Here is a 17,071-nt window from a genome sequence, read left to right as displayed (position 1 = left end):
GCGATCAAAAGATAGAAAAAAATTAGTGGAATCAGTATTTGTGGGCACCAATTTTTATTCAATAAATAGAGATAGAATCTTGGTTTTCAAGAACCATTGCCAAGAAATTGCGGTGTTTCTTAAAAAAATCAAGAGAACTGTCTTGCAAAACCAATCCTTTCTTGTATAATAAAAATAAGTTAGGTCTACCTAAAAAATAAATAAACTATCCTTAACTATGGAAATGGAGTGAAAATAATGATTACTTTTTCAAAGATATCCGCAGCTTATGATGGCGATCATCAAGTGATCTCGGATTTGTCGTTTCAAGTAGAAAAACCGTCGATCGTAGGGATCATTGGTCCAAATGGGGCAGGGAAGTCGACGCTGATCAAAGCGGCGTTGAAGTTGATCCCTTCCAGCGGGGACATGAGTGTCGACAAAAAAGCGTTAAAAGACTTCCAAAAGGAAATTGCCTATGTCGAACAAAAGACCGCGGTTGATTACACGTTTCCGATCACAGTCAAAGAAGTCGTATCTTTAGGCTTGTATCCTAAAATGCGCATGTTCCAAAGGATGTCGACCAACGATTGGCAGAAAGTGACAGCTGCTCTGGCAGCGGTAGAAATGGAATCCTTTGCGGAACGTCAGATTGGGGAATTGTCCGGTGGGCAGTTTCAGCGGGTCTTGATTGCTCGAACGTTGGTGCAAGATGCCAACTATATTTTCCTCGATGAGCCCTTTGTAGGGATCGATGCCACCAGTGAAGCGATCATCGTCGGGCTGTTACGTAACTTGCGAGATGCTGGCAAGACGATTTTTATCGTTCACCATGATCTGGGGAAAATCACCGAATACTTTGATTACTTGGTTCTGCTCAATCAAACCCTGATCGCTGCGGGCCCAGTCAGTGAAGTCTTTACCGAAAGCAATTTGAAGCAAACATTTGGCGATGCGATCATCGTGAAAGGAGGCGTTTAACATGTTGACAAGTTTTTTTACCAGTTTAAGTAACTATCATTTCTTGCAAAATGCCTTGATCACGGCAGTCGCGATCGGGATCGTCGCAGGGGTGATCGGTTGTTTTATTATCTTACGAGGGATGTCCTTGATGGGGGATGCAATCTCTCATGCGGTCTTACCAGGGGTAGCCTTGTCTTATATCTTCGGTGTTCATTTTTTTGTCGGGGCGATCTTCTTTGGGATCTTGGCTTCCATGATCATTACCTATATCGCCAATAACAGCCTGATCAAAAGTGATACGGCGATCGGTATCACCTTTAGTTCGTTTCTAGCTTTAGGGGTTATCTTGATTGGGGTAGCAAACAGTTCGACTGATTTGTTTCACATTTTGTTTGGGAATGTGCTAGCGGTACAAGATAGCGACAAATGGCTGACGATCGCTATCGCTATCCTTGTGCTGGCAGTGATCATCCTTTTCTTCCGTCCACTGTTGATCACGTCTTTTGATCCGATGATGGCAAAGGCTTTTGGGATGAAAGTGCAAGCCTATCACTACTTATTGATGTTCTTGTTAACTTTGGTTTCAGTGACAGCGATGCAAAGCGTCGGAACGATCTTGATTGTGGCTTTATTAGTCACTCCAGCAGCAACGGCTTATTTATATACAAAACAATTGAAGCATATGATGGTCATCGCAGGGATTTTAGGTGGTTTCGCCTCATTTATCGGCTTGTTTATCGGGTACAGCTTTAATATTGCCGCAGGGTCAAGTATCGTTTTGACCGCAGGAGCCTTTTTCGTGATCGGTTTCTTGTTCTCACCAAAACAAAAGACCAGTCCAGTTAAGCGCTGGTCAGCGACAGCGGTTTTAGCAACAGCAGCGGTAGCCGGCGGCTTCTTTTTGGCACAGCAAAACGGACAGATGGCCCAAACAGAAGGGAAGCTTTCAGTAGTAGCGACCAATTCGATCATTGCTGATATTACGGAAAACATTGCCGGTGATCGAATCGATCTTCACAGTATCGTACCGGTGGGGCGTGATCCTCATGAGTATGAACCTTTAGTGGAAGATGTTCGAAAAGCGACCGATGCTGATCTTATCCTTTACAACGGCTTGAATCTAGAAACCGGTGGCAATGGCTGGTTTACCAAATTGATGAACAATGCCAATAAGGTAGAAAATGAAGATTACTTTGCCGTCAGTGATGGCGTGGATGTGCTTTATCTTTCTGATGATGAAGACCACAGCAAAGCCGATCCTCATGCCTGGTTGAATCTAGAAAACGGCATGATCTATGCCCGCAACATCGCTCAACGCCTGAGCGAAAAGGACCCTGACAATCGCTCTTTCTATGAAGAAAACCTTGAACGCTACTTGGCTTCATTAGAAGAACTGGATCAGCAAGCGAAGGAAAACTTCCAATCGATTCCCGAAGAGAAGAAATTGATCGTCACCAGTGAGGGAGCCTTCAAATACTTCTCCAAAGCCTACGGTGTACCGTCTGCCTATATTTGGGAAATCAATACCGAAGAAGAAGGTACCCCTGCGCAAATCAAAAACTTAGTGGATCAGCTGCAAAACTCAGCCGTCGCTTCCTTGTTTGTCGAAAGCAGCGTCAATACTCGTCCAATGCAAAGTGTTTCTCGTGATGCAGGCATCCCGATTTTCGGAACCGTCTTTACCGATTCGATTGCAGAGCCGGGAGAAGAAGGCGACAGTTACTATAACATGATGAAGTGGAATCTCGATACGATTTATCAAGGCTTGAATCAATAATGCAAAAAACATCCTTAGCTCGTTCTGGCTAAGGATGTTTTTTCGTCGTATTTTTGTGCTGGAGAAAAGCAAAGAGATAAAATCCGCAGCCCATCAAGGCAGCAAGAAATGCGATGACAGGAAAGTACAACCCCTGAAGGTATACATAGGCTGTATAAGCGAAGAAGGCGATCAAAAACCAGAGCGTTCCTGAGATGAGCATTTTTTGGTTCCTCCTAATTGTTGGAAAGTATTAATTTGGTATATTTTAACATGATAGGAACAAAAAGAAAATCAGTGAATCGAACGTTTGCGGAAACGATTCGCTGATTTTTTCCCAATCACACCATTGAACAGTTAAGAAACGTTCGATTGCTGTTGCGGTTCTAGATGGTAATAAAGGATCTCTGGCGGGACGCCGAGTCGGGCGGGAATCTTGGTCATACCGACCCCACTGGAAACACTCAATAAGGTCTCATTGCCTAAAAGGTAGAGCCCATCGGTATATTTCAACGCACCCTTCGTTTTCGCATAATAAAAAGGCAAGCGAATCTGCCCGCCATGGCTATGGCCAGACAGAATCAAGTCGTAGTTTGGCAGATTGGTGATCCGAGAAACATAATCGGGTTCATGGAGCAAAAGTAGCTGCCATTCTGCTAAGGTTGCTTCATAGGTAAAACTGACTTTCGGACTTTCTATATCGATACCGACAATATTCATCGACGTCTTGTCATCAGAACCAAAAACCGACTCATTATCAAGTAAGGTAAACCCTGCATGCTGGTATATTTCCTTAACAAAGTAATGACCGTCATTCAAATGGTCATGGTTCCCCATAACTGCGATCTTACCCAGAGGCGCTTGCAATTTTTTCAGCTTTTCGATCAGTCGCTTGGTTGAACGATGCGGCCATTTTTTATAATTATCGATCAGATCCCCCGTGATGATGATCAGATCCGGCTTGTTTTGGATCGTTGATCGAATGATGCGATTCATTCGTCTTGGTTTAAACCAACGAGAAAAATGAAGGTCGCTGATATGGGCGATCACGATATTGCTCTCTGCTTGGTAAAGGTCATAAGCTTTTGAAATATCTAAGACGGTGCGCTTGTCTTTTTTTATGAGATAATGCCGTTGTTTGAGAAGATGCGGTTCAATAATAAAGGAGTAAACTAGCAAGCCCGTAAGGAGGAATGCAATAAGAATGAGGGTGTACATGGCGTGGCTCCTTTTTTGATTTGCTAGTTTCTAGCATAGTAGATTCTTACAAAAAAAGCAATCATACGAAAGCAAAAATAACAAAAAATATCCATCGTATTTCGCTTGATTTTTCCATTAAAAAAGATACAAAAGAAGCTACAATAGCCTATCTTTTGTATCCTAGATCGCAATTATTTGATTTTCACCAATCGTTTGAAGCGTGCCTTGTGTTTGACGGGGATCAAAGCCATGACACAATCATAAGGGACGGAGATGATCGCCCATGCGAGACTTTTACTTGAAGCAAAGGGATAGTTTTGCTTTAAGACAAAATGGCCACTGATCAAGGCAAAACCGATACTACCGACCCACAGCCATTGCGGGTCCCAATTCGTAAAGTGCTGGAGGGCTGTGATCACAAAGGGATAGCCGTAAAAGTACAATGCAGTCAAAACGAAAGTGACGTTTTTGGTTAATTGACGCAGGGTCAGTAAGAAAAATAAGCCAGAAAGAACGATACCCAATGGCGGGAACAGACTAACTAAGAAGGAATAAACGATGCCCCATATGATCATGCCAGGTCCTTTGACGAGAGCGGCTAAGACAAAGACAAAAAGTAGGAATAAGAGCTGTTGCGAAAAACTTGCTGCTGTCAAAAGTCCGAAGAAACCAACCAATAACCAGTGAGAAAAAGTCGCTGTTTGATTCTTTTGTGGTGTCTGCTGCTGCAATTTTAGCCAGGTAGCAAAATTCGGGAAATCTTGCTGGAAATTTCGCTGAAAGTCGCTGTTGAATGCTTGATGGGCATTTTGCTGCCGATAGTAATGATATTGATGTTTTAACGTGCCTTTAGCTGCTGCTTTTTGGCCAGAAAAAAAGCGGCCGGGATCAATTTTTGATCGTTCCATATTTCCACCTCCATACGATTTCGTTACACTCAGTATAGAGAAAATCAGCTTCGACGTCCTCCAACTTTGGGCGGATTTTTTTTCTTGCTGAAAGTTTTCTTAAACTGCTGAAAAAAGCGGAGAGGATTCGTTTCTTAAACCGTCAAAATATGCTAGAGTATAGAAGGACTAAGGAGGAGATTTCATGATTTTTGATTCTCATACACATTTGAATGCCGAACAGTTTAACGAAGACATTCCCGAAACGGTCGCCCGTGCGCAAGAACTAGGAGTAACGGAGATGGCGGTCGTCGGTTTCGATCAGCCAACGATTGAAAAATCGTTAGCATTAAGTAAAGAATATCCAGGCATTTACAGCATTATCGGTTGGCATCCCACCGAAGCTGGTTCTTATACCCCAAATGTAGAAACCTATTTGCAAGAGCGCTTGGAACGACCAAAAGTCGTTGCCCTAGGTGAAATCGGTTTAGACTACCACTGGATGGAAGATCCGAAAGAAGTTCAAGAAAAGGTCTTTCGTCGGCAAATGGCGATCGCTCGTGAACATCAGCTGCCCATCAGTATTCATACCCGTGAAGCCTTAGAAGATACCTATGCGATCTTGAAGGATGAAAAAGTCCAAACGATCGGCGGCATCATGCACAGCTTTAGCGGGGATGGCGAATGGGCGAAAAAGTTCTTGGATCTAGGAATGTACATTTCCTTTAGTGGTGTCGTGACCTTCAAAAAGGCTACGCAGGTACAAGAAGCTGCGCAAGTCGTGCCACAAGATCGGCTACTCGTTGAGACTGACGCACCGTATTTAGCCCCTGTTCCTTATCGCGGCAAGCGCAATGAACCGGGCTATACTCATTATGTAGTGGATAAAATCGCGGAGCTGCGGCAAGAAGCGGTCGCTGACGTTGCGACCTACACGACAAAAAATGCCCACCGCTTGTTTAGGATCAATGACTGATAAACCGAAAATCGAAGAAATCATTGTCGTCGAAGGCAAAGACGACACCCGCCGATTGCAAGAAGTGTTCGAAGTAGATACCATCGAAACGATCGGTTCGGCAATCGATGATACGATCCTTGATCAAATCGAGCACGCCCAAGAGACACGAGGGGTCATCGTGTTTACCGATCCCGATTTTTCAGGAGAAAAGATCCGCAAGATCATTATGGAAGTCGTTCCGGATGCCAAGCATGCCTTTTTACCACGCAGTCAGGCAGCACCGAAAAACAAAGGCAGTTTAGGCGTGGAACACGCCAGCCATGAAGCGTTGAAAGAAGCCTTGCGGAAAGTCGTAACCCCGATTGCTTCAAATGAAGCTAGCGAAGGGACCATTGATCGGCAACAGTTGTTAGCGTATGGCTTGATCGCAGGGGCAGGAGCGAAAGAGAAACGAGAGCGGTTGGGGGATCTTTTACGCATCGGCTATACGAACGGCAAACAATTAGAGAAGCGGCTGGCAATGTTTCGTATTACTGATGCAGAGCTGGCAGAAGCAATGAAAACAGTGGAGGAAGAATTGTGAAAGAAGAACGGGATATAGCAACCCCCTCAAGAACCAAAGAGATTTTAGCGAAACATGGCTTTACCTTTAAAAAAAGTTTAGGTCAAAACTTCTTAACAGAACCGAATATTTTACGGAAAATCGTGGAAACAGCAGGCATCGACGAGACGACAAACGTCATCGAAGTTGGTCCCGGGATCGGTGCGCTGACCGAACAGTTGGCAAAACACGCCAAGCAAGTGTTGGCGTTTGAAATCGATGATCGGTTGATTCCAGTGTTAGCCGACACAATGCAGCCATATCAAAATGTGCAAATCATTCATCAAGATGTCTTGCAAGCAGATCTGGCAACGACCATTCAGTCAGCATTCAGCGATACGGCTGCTTCATTAAAAGTTGTCGCAAACTTGCCCTATTACATCACTACGCCAATTATGATGCACTTTTTAGAGTCTCAGGTACCAGTAGATGAAATGGTGGTGATGATGCAAAAAGAAGTGGCAGATCGAATCTCAGCAGTTCCTGGGACTAAAGCCTATGGCTCGTTGTCGATCGCTGTGCAATACTACATGGAAGCAAAACTGGCATTCATCGTCCCGAAAACCGTTTTTGTGCCCCAACCGAATGTTGATTCGGCTATTTTGAAATTGACGCGTCGTTCACAACCAGCAGTCGCAGTCACCGATGAAAAAGAGTTTTTCAAATTAACGAAAGCAGCCTTTCAGCTGCGTCGTAAAACCCTTTGGAACAATTTGCAAAATAGCTATGGAAAAGATGAAACAACCAAACAGTGGTTGGCAGACAGCTTAGAAGCAAGTGGGATCGATCCGAAACGACGTGGAGAAACGCTGTCGTTAGCGGAATTTGCCAAATTAAGCAATGAAATGCAAGCGCGTAAAGGATAACTTCAATAAAAACGGATGTTGAATAAACATTCGTTTTTTTGTGTCTTGACACCTCGTGGAAATACCAGTAGAATAAGCAAGACAGAACTGTCATGACACATCGAAGGAGAGAGTATAAATGAAAAATCATTCCATCCGCCACTTAACGATCGCTGCATTGTTGATCGGCATGGGGATCGTCATTCCCATGGTAATGCCCAAAATCGTCATTGGACCAGCATCCTTTACTTTAGCTAGCCACGTGCCCGTATTTGTGGCGATGTTCTTTTCACCAGCGATGGCGATCGCGGTAGCTTTAGGAACAACCTTTGGCTTTTTCTTAACACTACCACCAATCATTGCTTTACGGGCATTGTCCCATGTTGTTTTTGCCGTCATCGGAGCCTTTTATTTACAGAAGCACCCAGATATTTTACTGAAAAATGGCAAACCCTCTTTATTGAATATCAAATTTCAGAGCTTTAACTTGATTATTGGACTGATTCATTCTGCCGTTGAAATGGCAGTCGTTGCCGCCTTTTACTTCACAGGAAATGTCCCGGGAACCGCATTCGATGGCAATTTCTACTATTTCTTGTTCGTTTTGATGGGGATCGGTGGCTTGATCCATAGCTTGATCGATTTCAATTTGGCTTATTTTGTTGCAGGTGCCTTAAGCAAACAATTCGATATTCGTTCATTTTCAAAAGCAAAAGGACGCTTTATTCAGAAACAAAAGAAAGCGGCATAAGCGCCAGTTTGAATAGACCCGCTGCCTAAACGGGTCTATTTTTTTGTGTTTAGATTAAAAAAATACTCCTTCCTAATAAGTTTATTATAGTGAAATAATAAACAGAAATAAGTTATAATATACAAGAGGAGGAAGTAGATGAAGAAGATAAAGTTAAAACGGTTACTTTTAAGTATGTTCGTCTTGATGCTCTTCTTTCTGCTGATTTTTTATGACAGTAAGAACGGGCAATCCCCCTTTGAAGTGATAGAGGATGAATTGACATTAGCACTTTCGGATGAGGAACAAACACCAGAGCCGGAATACAGTGAGGTTATTCAATTAGATGTTCCGTTAGAAAATCAATTCGATGAAGTTGCCTTAGGAAACGGCTGTGAAGTAACAGCTTTATCGATGCTCTTGAATTTTTATGGATTTGAAACGAATAAAAATCAATTGGCAGAAGAATTAGCCTATGTCCCGCTTTATGAGGATTACGATCACCATGGAGACCCACGAGAAGGCTTTGTTGGAAACATCTATGGCGGCGACAGCGCAATGGGGGTTGACGTTGAGCCGATCACCGATGTTGCCGAAAGGATTGTGAAAGAGCAATATGAAGTTGTTAGTGGACGAGACAAAAGCTTTGATGAGATCGTCAAAGTACTGCAATCTGGAAAACCCGTTTGGATGATCGCGACCTTAGAATTACAAGTACCTACCGATGCTGACTTCTTTCAATGGAATACGAAAAATGGCGAAATCCTTGTGACTGCATTGATCCACTCGGTAGTGATCACGGGAATCGACGGAGAGACGATGTATGTCAATGACCCTTATGGGCATAAAGATCGCGAAGTCAGCAAAGAAGACTTAGCAACGATTTATGAAAAAATGGGGCAACAATATTTATATTTAGAAGAACTATAAGAAAAAAATAAACTTGACGTTGACAGTAAATGAAAAAACAATTATAATTTTTTAAAATTAAACAAAGATTTCGATAACGTTGAAGAGAAGAGTAGCAGATCAACAAAGGTACAGAGACTCCGGTTGGTGAAAAAGGAGACATGCGGTGATCAGTGAAGATGAGCTCTGAGTTTTTTTGTTGGTTCACGCCAGCAAAACGGCATGCGCCCGTTACAGCGCCAAGTATCATAGTGTACTGTTGAGGTGTTATTTGTGAGAATAGCACGAATTAGGGTGGTAACGCGCATCAAGTCGTCCCTTTTATCCGCAAGGATAAAAGGGCGGCTTTTTTTGTTTTTCACAGCCGAAACTGTTCGCTTTCTCTTCAACAAGAAATTTATCTGTAAGGGGTTGAAGCAATGCCAATCATTATTCCCAAAGAATTACCCGCTGCAGCGGTCCTGCAAAAAGAAAATGTCTTTGCCTTACTGCAGCATAAAGCGGCGAAACAAGAGATTCGTCCCTTGAAGATCGCGATTGTCAATTTAATGCCGAAAAAGATCGCCACAGAAAATCAATTGCTGCGCCTGCTTTCCCAAAGTCCGCTGCAAATTGAAGTGACTTTACTGAAAATGAAGTACCACGAAAGTAAAAACACGTCTGTCGATCACATGGAAAAGTTCTATCAAGAATTCTCAGTGATCCAGTCCCAACGATTCGACGGCTTGATCATCACTGGTGCCCCTGTTGAAAAAATGGCCTTTGAAGCCATTGATTATTGGCAAGAACTGCAAGAGATCATGGATTGGAGCCAGACGAATTGTACTTCAGTCCTGCATATTTGTTGGGGGGCACAAGCAGGTCTTTATTACCATTATGGTATCGACAAAGTGTTGTACCCAAGCAAATTGTTCGGCGTCTTCGAACAAGCAGTCACGCATTTTCATCCGCTCGTTCGCGGTTTTGACGACGTCTTTTATACGCCCCATTCACGCTATACTGGCATCGATGAAGGCCAGCTCGCCCAAGCCCCCTTAGAAATATTGGCAGCGGGTGTTGAAACGGGACCCTCCATCTTCGTATCAGAGGATCATAAAAATGTCTTTTTACTAGGACATTTTGAATACCATACAACGACCTTGAATGAAGAGTACTTGCGAGACATGGAACGGGGCTTAGCTACCGCATTGCCGCAAAATTACTTTGCCTATGACCGTTTAGGTGGGAAAATCACCAACCGTTGGCGGGGACATGCCTCCTTGTTTTTCAGCAATTGGATCAATGAAACCTATTTGCGAACGCCGTATGACCTGTCCGTCAAGCCCACGAAAGAAGGTTATCGGATCGGGAGCGAGCCAGAAGGTCGGGTGAGTATCAATGACGATTGAGTCCTTTCTCTCCCATTATGCCAGACAGCGAAAAGGTACTGATTCTTTAAAATGGGATCTTGTCGATCAACGGTTCCAAGGAGAAAAGCTTTTGCCTTTATGGGTAGCCGATATGGATTTTGCGGCGCCAAAAGCAGTAGAAAAAGCTTTGCAGCAACTGGTTGCTCAAGGAACCTTCGGCTATGGCATTCCCCCTTCAGGCTATTTTTCAGCCTATCAGGGCTGGCAAGATCGCCACTGGGGGACGAAATTTGAAGAAAAATGGCTCTCGTTTTCCACAGGGGTCGTCCAATCTTTGGTTGATTTGCTTCATTGTTTCACAGAACCTGACGATGGCATCTTGATCCAGCCGCCCGTCTACTATCCCTTTTTTGACAGCATCAAAGAGACGAAAAGACGCTTGATAGAAGCACCTTTACAAAAAGTGGGGAATTCCTATCGAATCGATTTTGCTGCTTTTGAAGCCAAAATCATTGAAGAAAAAGTGAAACTATTTATTCTCTGCTCCCCCCACAATCCAGTAGGGCGGGTCTGGCAAGAGGAAGAGCTACATCAGTTATTGGCAATCTGCCAAAAACATAAGGTTGTCGTGATCGCCGATGAGATCCATCGTGAGCTGATACTCGGTGACCAGCAATTTGTTTCGGCAATAACAGTGGCGCAGCGTTTAGGCATTGAAAAACTGATCGTCCTGGATTCGCCCTCAAAAACCTTTAACTTAGCAGGGTTATTGCTGTCTCACGTTTGGATTCCAGATTTAGAGATGCGCACAACCTATCACGCGTGGTGTCGGCAATACAAGCAGACGGAAGTTAATTGTTTTGGTCTAACTGCTGCCCAAGCTGCTTATGAATCGGGTGATCAATGGCTAGCTGATCTGCTCTCAGTGGTTGCTACCAATGAACAAATGGTCCGCCAGCAACTGCAAGAAGCATTTCCCAAGATTGAGCTCCTGCCCTTAGAAGGAACCTATCTTCTCTGGGTGGATCTGCGGCAAGTCATTGCCAAAGAACGAACCAAGCACGTGATCCAAGATACTGCCGGTTTGGCAGTCGATTATGGGGAATGGTTCGCCAAAGACGGTCAAGGCTTGATTCGTCTGAATCTTGCGACAACACCGACTATCATTCAACAAGCCCTTGATCGCATGATCGAGGCAATCAAAAAGGAGGAACGACATGACGATTGATACAGCAACTTTTCTGGCACAATTAGGCAATCATTCGGATCAGCAAACTGGGGCGATCAGCCCACCGATCTATCTTTCCACGACCTTTGCGCATCCTGAATTGGGGCAAAGTACCGGCTATGATTATACCCGTACCAAAAACCCAACCCGTGATATTTTAGAAGCGGGTCTTGCTGAATTAGAAAAAGGGGCTCGGGCAGTAGTGACCAGCTCTGGCATGAGTGCGATCGCTTTGATTTTTGATTTGTTTGCCAGCGGCAGCCGCTTTTTGGTTTCTCGTGACTTGTACGGCGGCAGCTTTCGCTATTTTGCGGAATTGGAAAAAAGCCAGCGGGCATTCTTCGATACCTTCAGTACTGTAACAGAATTAAGTGAGAAATTAACTAACGAGGTAACGGCTGTCTTTTTAGAGACCCCAACGAATCCTTTGATGACCGTGACGGATATTGCTGAAACCGCCAAGCTTGCTCACGAACAGGGGGCGCTATTGATTGTAGATAACACCTTTTTGACGCCCTTGCGACAGTTGCCCTTAGAGGAAGGTGCGGATCTGGTGATCCACTCAGGTACCAAATTCTTATCTGGCCACAATGATATTTTGGCAGGCGTCGTCATCGCCAAAGATGCGCAGCTGGGGGAGCGTTTGAACTATTTAGCCAATACTTCTGGCCCTACCTTGAGCAGTTTTGATACGTGGTTATTTATTCGAAGTTTAAAGACGCTGCCGTTGCGCTTTGAACGGCAAGAAGCCAACGCCAAGGAAGTCGGCCGCTTTTTACGAGCCCATCCGGCGATTAAAGAGGTGCTGTATCCGAATGCCGGCGCGATGATCAGCATTCGGGTGCTTGATGAAACCAAAATCAGTGGCTTTTTAGCGGCATTAAAGGTCTTTACCTTTGCGGAAAGCCTAGGGGGTGTGGAAAGTCTCATCACGTATCCAACGACACAGACCCACGCGGATATTCCTCAAGAGGTACGAGAATCTTATGGATTGACGCCGGATCTTTTACGAATCTCCATTGGGATCGAAAGTAGTAAAGATTTGATCGATGACTTAGAAAATGCACTGAAGATATTCAAATAACCCGACCGCAGATCAGCTAGTTAAAAACTTACTTTTGTAGAGTAATTTTATTGACAGTTTTAGTTGTATAGGATAAAGTTACACTACATATGAATAGTGAGTCCGATGTTTTCGGTTGACGGCAACAGGCATTCTCCCTTTTTTCTCACGAGAAAGCAGTTCTTTCTAAAAGAAAAGGTGAAATTGGTCTAGTTGAGCAACGCCACAAGAAAACGGGACGATTGATCTGAGGAGGGAACAAAAGGGGAAAAAGGGATGAAAAGAAACGTAGTAAAGGGATTGGCAACAGGGGCTCTTGGATTGCTGGCATTGTTCAGCTTCGCCGCTTGCGGCAGCAGTCAAGCAGATGAGGAAGCCACCGTTATCAAATTGGGTGTCGTTGGTGAACAAAACGAAGCCTGGGAACATGTGCAGGAAGAATTGAAGGAAAATGAAAACATCGACCTGCAATTGGTGAAGTTTACCGATTATCGTCAGCCAATCGTCGCACTAGAGGATGGGTCGATCGATCTACACGCAGCATTGACGGAGATTTTTATGGACAATGTCAACGAAGAAAGTGGCTATTCCAACACAACGATTGCGTATACGACATTAAACCCACTTGGTATTTATTCCGATAAAATCACAGATGTCAGTGAATTGGCTGATGGAGCTACAGTGGCTTTACCGAATGATGTCTCAAATGAGAGTCGCGCACTGCTACTTTTACAAACGGCTGGTTTGATCACTTTGGATGAATCCAAGGGTCTACTGCCGACAACTAGTGATGTGACTGACAATCCCAAAGCTTTGAAATTTGAGCTGCTTGATTCCAATCAAACTGCTCGAGCTATGACTGACGTCGACATTTCTTTGATCAATAATGGCATGGCCGTCGATGCTGGTTTGGTACCTACAGAAGATGCGATTTTCTTAGAACCCGTGGCTGATTCCTCCAAGCCTTATTATAATGTGATCGCTGCGCGAGCAGACGAAGCAGACAATGACGTTTACCAAACGGTCGTTCGATATTATCAGACCGATGAAGTAAAAGCAATCATCGAGGAAGTAACAAAGAAATCTAGTATACCTGTATGGGAATAGAAAGGTAAAAACGACTATTACTATATAGGGACAGGAAGTAGGATGGAAAAATGATAAATTGGAAAAAAGGTTTAGCAAGTGTTGCCGTCGTTGGACTAGGATTTGTTCTAGCAGCCTGCGGTGGATCAAATACAGAAGAAACGTCAACCAGTAGTGCAGCTGGAGCTGGGGATGATTCAACATTCACTTATGCGATCAGCGGGGACCCATCGTCCACTAACCCGATTAACACCAGTGATCGTTGGGGATTGACAGTGACAAACATGATCTATTCTCCATTAGTTACAGTGGAAGCAGATGGAACGACACAAAATGCGTTGGCAGAATCAGTGGAACCAGCTGAAGACGGCCTTTCCTTGACAGTACATTTGAAACAAGATGTGAAATGGTCAGATGGCGAAGACTTTACCGCCGATGACGTTGTTTTCACATATGAACAAAAAGTCAAAAAAGAAAATGGCAATGCCGATTCCCTTTGGGTCGACGACCAACCAATCGCGATCGAAAAAGTGGATGAATACACCGTCAAATTCGTGTTGCCGACACCGAGTGCGGCAGCGATCAGCAATATTGCAACCGAAACATACATCATTCCCGAGCATATCTTTAAAGATGTTACCGACTTCTCTGTCAGTGAACTGCCTGAAAAACCAGTCGGCACTGGCCCGTATCAACTGAAAGAATACAAACGTGGTGAGTACTTTACTTTTGAAGCCAACGAAAACTATTATGGCGGCAAGCCTTCGATTCAAAATGTGACGTTACGGATCATCGAAAGTACCGATACGGCGAAAGTCGCTTTGCAAAAAGGGGAAGTGGATGCAGCCGTTGTTTTGCCTTCAGATATTGAAGACTTAGATGATGCGCAGATCTCTGTTTATCCTTATACTGAAAACCGTGTTGGTTATCTAGGCTTGAACACTCACTCAGATGCTTTGCAAGATGTGAAAGTTCGACAAGCAGTTCTCTATGCGTTGAACAAAGATGAATTAAATCAAGCAGCATATTTAGATGAAGAGTATTATGCAACACCATATTCATTCTTGCCACCGAACAACCCATACGTCACAGATGATGTTGAAAAATACGAGACAAATGTCGAAAAGGCTCAAGAACTTTTACAAGAAGCTGGTGTGACTGATTTGTCATTGAATTTGGCTTTCAACTCAACCGATCCAGCCCAAACGATCCAAGCTACGTTGATCCAACAACAATTGCAACAAGCAGGCATAACGGTTACCCTTGAAGGTGGCGATGGTACAGCGATCTTTACCGAGTTGAAGAAACCAGATTCAACGAAGTACAACTTATTCCTTGGCGGATATATCATGGGAAATGACCCTGACTTATACGGCAGTCTATTTGAAACTGGCGGTAGTGCCAACTACTTCCAAAGCAATAGCGAAACCATTGACAATTTGTTCGCCCAAGCAGCAGTTGAATTAGACACGGACAAACGTGAAGCATTGTATGATGATTTGCAAAAAGCCATTGCTGACGAAGCGATCATTTACCCAATCGTTGACAACAAGAAAATCCTAGCGGTCAATAACCGAATTGGTAATGTAGAAGATGCAGGTTTGATCCCAATCTATACATTCGAAGATATGTCAAAATTGACAATCAAGTAAATCCATTGGCTGTGATAAAGAGGAATCTTTTTTATCACAGCTTTTTTCTATGAAAAAGAAAGTAGGTCAGTTATGTTTCGATACATTGCAAAACGAGTATTGCAAGCAATCCCTTTGCTGTTTGTGATCTCTTTTATCGTTTTTTCGCTTATACATATCGCACCGTATGATGTGATCGACTCCATCACGACACCCAATATGTCGCAAGAGCAAATCGATCTTTTGCGGCAGCGCTATGGCTTGGATCAACCCTTTTTGGTTCAATATTTTCTTTGGATCAGAAATATTCTTACCGGTAATCTTGGCTTTTCTTTGGTGTCTCAAAGTAGTATTTCACAAGAACTTGCGACTCGGATTCCCAATACCATGCGCCTAGTGATCCCCGCTTATTTGACTGCCTTGTTGTTGGCGATCATTTTGGGCCTGTTGGCTGCTGCCAACAAAGGAAAGATTTGGGATCGGATCATTGACGCTGTGGCATCTTTAGGGATCGCTGTGCCGACCTTCTGGTTTGCGATGATCTTGATTTATGTGTTTGGTTACTTATTAAATATGTTTCCAATCATTGGCATGTATACGGTCGGTAAAGAAGGGGATTTTGGCGATTTTCTGCAGCATTTTATTTTGCCTTATACCACATTGACAGTCGCCTTCTTTCCAGATTTGACGCGGTATATCCGGGCATCAGCGACACAACAAGTTTCAGAAGACTACGTGATGGTGCAACGGGCATTTCATGCCAGCAAATGGCAGATTTTCAGCCGGCACATCAGTCGCAATATTTTGATTCCCGTTGTCACCCAAATCGGCTTGGCGTTGCCGATGTTAGTTACCGGTGCGATCATTACAGAAACGATCTACGGCTGGCCGGGCGTCGGACCTTACTTGATGAGTGCGACGAAAAGCCTCGATTATCCTGTGATCATGGCCATCATGCTGCTGTCAGCAACACTGGTCATCTTAGGGAATTTGTTAGCGGATGTATTATACTCCGTGGTTGATCCACGTATCCGTAAAGGAGGGAGCAAGTAATGAAACCTTTCAAAAAAATCAGTGAAGTCATGCTTGCTTCGCCCATCTATACCTTTTCTGTCGTTTTCCTGACGTTATTGATTATTTTGTCGCTTGTTGCACCTTTGATCCCCATCGATCCTAATGCAACGGATGTCAGCAACATGTCACAGCCGCCGAGTTGGGCTCATTTATTTGGAACCGATGAAGTGGGGCGGGATTACTTTATTCGGGTCGTCTACGGCGGTCGGGTGTCCTTGTTTGTAGGTGTGTTGGCAATGATCACTGCGACGTTTATTGGGACTCTTGTCGGTCTTGTTTCTGGCTACTTTGGTGGTTGGATCGACAACGTGCTGATGCGGCTCGTCGATGTATTGTCATCGATTCCTTGGTTGGTGTTAGTGATCGTTTTGAGCGTCTTTTTACGTCCCGGACTAACCACGATTATTATTGTGATCGGCGGCTTCTCCTGGATGAACATCGCTCGTTTGATTCGTGGTGAAACGTTAGCGGCGAAAGAACGGGAATATGTCGCTTACGGGAAATTTATCGGACGTTCTTCATTCAGTATTATCGCGAAGCATGTTTTCCCCGCAGTACTACCAACCTTGATCGTTGCGGCATCCGCAAGTATTTCTGGGGCGATCATGACCGAATCAGCATTGAGCTTCCTTGGATTAGGGATTCAGCAACCGATGGCTTCGTGGGGCAGTCTGTTGCAAAATGCGCAAAACAGCTTGCAGCGGGCACCATACATGGCGATCCTTCCCGGGCTTTTTGTTATTTTCACCATCTATTCCTTTAACAATATCGGCGACATGATCAAACATGTCTTGCAAAGAGAGGTGTGACCG

The 17,071-nt window shown here is 44.1% G+C and carries 17 protein-coding genes; 14 read left to right on the top strand and 3 right to left on the bottom strand.

The features are described 5' to 3' along the window. Positions 1–237: 237 nt before the first annotated feature. Both IGI78_RS11005 and IGI78_RS11000 read left to right on the top strand, forming a co-directional pair. Positions 238–960, top strand: a complete 723-nt coding sequence (locus IGI78_RS11005) for a metal ABC transporter ATP-binding protein (RefSeq protein WP_430618022.1) — start codon at positions 238–240, stop codon at positions 958–960. Between the two features lies 1 nt (position 961). Further along, a complete protein-coding gene (locus IGI78_RS11000) occupies positions 962–2,719 on the top strand; it encodes a metal ABC transporter permease subunit (protein ID WP_081118193.1) in 1,758 nt (585 codons plus the stop codon). A gap of 28 nt (positions 2,720–2,747) precedes the next feature. Here IGI78_RS11000 and IGI78_RS10995 read toward each other — a convergent pair whose 3' ends face one another. The 3 genes from IGI78_RS10995 to IGI78_RS10985 all read right to left on the bottom strand — a co-directional run bounded on the left by IGI78_RS10995 (position 2,748) and on the right by IGI78_RS10985 (position 4,806). Continuing rightward, positions 2,748–2,921, bottom strand: a complete 174-nt coding sequence (locus IGI78_RS10995; protein ID WP_170924028.1) for a hypothetical protein — start codon at positions 2,919–2,921, stop codon at positions 2,748–2,750. 134 nt (positions 2,922–3,055) lie between these two features. Beyond that, the gene (locus tag IGI78_RS10990) at positions 3,056–3,916 is read right to left on the bottom strand and encodes a metallophosphoesterase (protein ID WP_195264781.1); all 861 of its coding nucleotides are present in this window, start codon (positions 3,914–3,916) and stop codon (positions 3,056–3,058) included. Positions 3,917–4,089: 173 nt separating this feature from the next. Then, positions 4,090–4,806: a hypothetical protein gene (locus tag IGI78_RS10985; protein ID WP_077452735.1), complete on the bottom strand. Its 717-nt coding sequence runs from the start codon at positions 4,804–4,806 to the stop codon at positions 4,090–4,092. A 184-nt stretch (positions 4,807–4,990) separates the two neighbouring features. Between IGI78_RS10985 and IGI78_RS10980 the strand changes: the two genes are divergently transcribed. From IGI78_RS10980 to IGI78_RS10925, 12 genes are all read left to right on the top strand, one after another. Continuing rightward, positions 4,991–5,761 carry a TatD family hydrolase gene (locus tag IGI78_RS10980; protein WP_430618021.1) on the top strand — a complete coding sequence of 257 codons (771 nt, stop codon included), beginning with the start codon at positions 4,991–4,993 and terminating at the stop codon, positions 5,759–5,761. Continuing rightward, on the top strand, positions 5,754–6,326 hold the full coding sequence (rnmV, locus tag IGI78_RS10975) for a ribonuclease M5 (protein WP_077452733.1): 573 nt from the start codon (positions 5,754–5,756) through the stop codon (positions 6,324–6,326). Before IGI78_RS10980 ends, rnmV begins: the two co-directional genes overlap by 8 nt. Continuing rightward, a complete protein-coding gene (rsmA, locus tag IGI78_RS10970) occupies positions 6,323–7,210 on the top strand; it encodes a 16S rRNA (adenine(1518)-N(6)/adenine(1519)-N(6))-dimethyltransferase RsmA (RefSeq protein WP_077452732.1) in 888 nt (295 codons plus the stop codon). The genes rnmV and rsmA overlap by 4 nt, the downstream gene beginning before the upstream one ends. A 118-nt stretch (positions 7,211–7,328) precedes the next feature. Continuing rightward, positions 7,329–7,940 carry a hypothetical protein gene (locus IGI78_RS10965; protein ID WP_005225537.1) on the top strand — a complete coding sequence of 204 codons (612 nt, stop codon included), beginning with the start codon at positions 7,329–7,331 and terminating at the stop codon, positions 7,938–7,940. A 138-nt stretch (positions 7,941–8,078) separates the two neighbouring features. Beyond that, positions 8,079–8,849, top strand: a complete 771-nt coding sequence (locus IGI78_RS10960; protein ID WP_140965071.1) for a C39 family peptidase — start codon at positions 8,079–8,081, stop codon at positions 8,847–8,849. A 398-nt stretch (positions 8,850–9,247) separates the two neighbouring features. Next, a complete protein-coding gene (locus tag IGI78_RS10955; RefSeq protein WP_430618020.1) occupies positions 9,248–10,216 on the top strand; it encodes a homoserine O-succinyltransferase in 969 nt (322 codons plus the stop codon). Continuing rightward, complete coding sequence (locus IGI78_RS10950; protein WP_430618019.1) at positions 10,206–11,405, top strand: MalY/PatB family protein; 1,200 nt, start codon at positions 10,206–10,208, stop codon at positions 11,403–11,405. The genes IGI78_RS10955 and IGI78_RS10950 overlap by 11 nt, the downstream gene beginning before the upstream one ends. Next, positions 11,395–12,489: an aminotransferase class I/II-fold pyridoxal phosphate-dependent enzyme gene (locus tag IGI78_RS10945; RefSeq protein WP_086292049.1), complete on the top strand. Its 1,095-nt coding sequence runs from the start codon at positions 11,395–11,397 to the stop codon at positions 12,487–12,489. Before IGI78_RS10950 ends, IGI78_RS10945 begins: the two co-directional genes overlap by 11 nt. Before the next feature lie 255 nt (positions 12,490–12,744). Further along, entirely contained in the window at positions 12,745–13,575 is an 831-nt protein-coding gene (locus IGI78_RS10940; protein ID WP_430618018.1) for a MetQ/NlpA family ABC transporter substrate-binding protein, read from the top strand. Positions 13,576–13,625: 50 nt separating this feature from the next. Then, positions 13,626–15,206 (top strand): ABC transporter substrate-binding protein, encoded by a 1,581-nt coding sequence (locus tag IGI78_RS10935; protein WP_077452726.1) that lies wholly within the window; start codon positions 13,626–13,628, stop codon positions 15,204–15,206. Between the two features lie 72 nt (positions 15,207–15,278). Continuing rightward, on the top strand, positions 15,279–16,238 hold the full coding sequence (locus tag IGI78_RS10930; RefSeq protein ID WP_005234830.1) for an ABC transporter permease: 960 nt from the start codon (positions 15,279–15,281) through the stop codon (positions 16,236–16,238). Further along, positions 16,238–17,068, top strand: coding sequence for an ABC transporter permease (locus tag IGI78_RS10925; RefSeq protein WP_430618017.1), 831 nt, complete (start codon positions 16,238–16,240; stop codon positions 17,066–17,068). The genes IGI78_RS10930 and IGI78_RS10925 overlap by 1 nt, the downstream gene beginning before the upstream one ends. Positions 17,069–17,071: the final 3 nt, after the last annotated feature.

The organism is Enterococcus sp. DIV1767 (assembly GCF_050542585.1).
Classification (GTDB): domain Bacteria; phylum Bacillota; class Bacilli; order Lactobacillales; family Enterococcaceae; genus Enterococcus_D; species Enterococcus_D innesii.
The sequence above is the reverse complement of the archived record's forward strand: the minus strand, read 5'-3'. Positions and strand labels throughout refer to the sequence as shown.

Excerpts from the sequence above, each read along its gene's own strand:
- IGI78_RS11005 (WP_430618022.1), top strand. The coding sequence starts at position 238 with ATGATTACTTTTTCAAAGATATCCGCAGCTTATGATGGCGATCATCAA.
- IGI78_RS11000 (WP_081118193.1), top strand. The coding sequence starts at position 962 with ATGTTGACAAGTTTTTTTACCAGTTTAAGTAACTATCATTTCTTGCAA.
- IGI78_RS10995 (WP_170924028.1), bottom strand. The coding sequence starts at position 2,921 with ATGCTCATCTCAGGAACGCTCTGGTTTTTGATCGCCTTCTTCGCTTAT.
- IGI78_RS10990 (WP_195264781.1), bottom strand. The coding sequence starts at position 3,916 with ATGTACACCCTCATTCTTATTGCATTCCTCCTTACGGGCTTGCTAGTT.
- IGI78_RS10985 (WP_077452735.1), bottom strand. The coding sequence starts at position 4,806 with ATGGAACGATCAAAAATTGATCCCGGCCGCTTTTTTTCTGGCCAAAAA.
- IGI78_RS10980 (WP_430618021.1), top strand. The coding sequence starts at position 4,991 with ATGATTTTTGATTCTCATACACATTTGAATGCCGAACAGTTTAACGAA.
- rnmV (WP_077452733.1), top strand. The coding sequence starts at position 5,754 with ATGACTGATAAACCGAAAATCGAAGAAATCATTGTCGTCGAAGGCAAA.
- IGI78_RS10965 (WP_005225537.1), top strand. The coding sequence starts at position 7,329 with ATGAAAAATCATTCCATCCGCCACTTAACGATCGCTGCATTGTTGATC.
- IGI78_RS10960 (WP_140965071.1), top strand. The coding sequence starts at position 8,079 with ATGAAGAAGATAAAGTTAAAACGGTTACTTTTAAGTATGTTCGTCTTG.
- IGI78_RS10955 (WP_430618020.1), top strand. The coding sequence starts at position 9,248 with ATGCCAATCATTATTCCCAAAGAATTACCCGCTGCAGCGGTCCTGCAA.
- IGI78_RS10950 (WP_430618019.1), top strand. The coding sequence starts at position 10,206 with ATGACGATTGAGTCCTTTCTCTCCCATTATGCCAGACAGCGAAAAGGT.
- IGI78_RS10945 (WP_086292049.1), top strand. The coding sequence starts at position 11,395 with ATGACGATTGATACAGCAACTTTTCTGGCACAATTAGGCAATCATTCG.
- IGI78_RS10940 (WP_430618018.1), top strand. The coding sequence starts at position 12,745 with ATGAAAAGAAACGTAGTAAAGGGATTGGCAACAGGGGCTCTTGGATTG.
- IGI78_RS10935 (WP_077452726.1), top strand. The coding sequence starts at position 13,626 with ATGATAAATTGGAAAAAAGGTTTAGCAAGTGTTGCCGTCGTTGGACTA.
- IGI78_RS10930 (WP_005234830.1), top strand. The coding sequence starts at position 15,279 with ATGTTTCGATACATTGCAAAACGAGTATTGCAAGCAATCCCTTTGCTG.
- IGI78_RS10925 (WP_430618017.1), top strand. The coding sequence starts at position 16,238 with ATGAAACCTTTCAAAAAAATCAGTGAAGTCATGCTTGCTTCGCCCATC.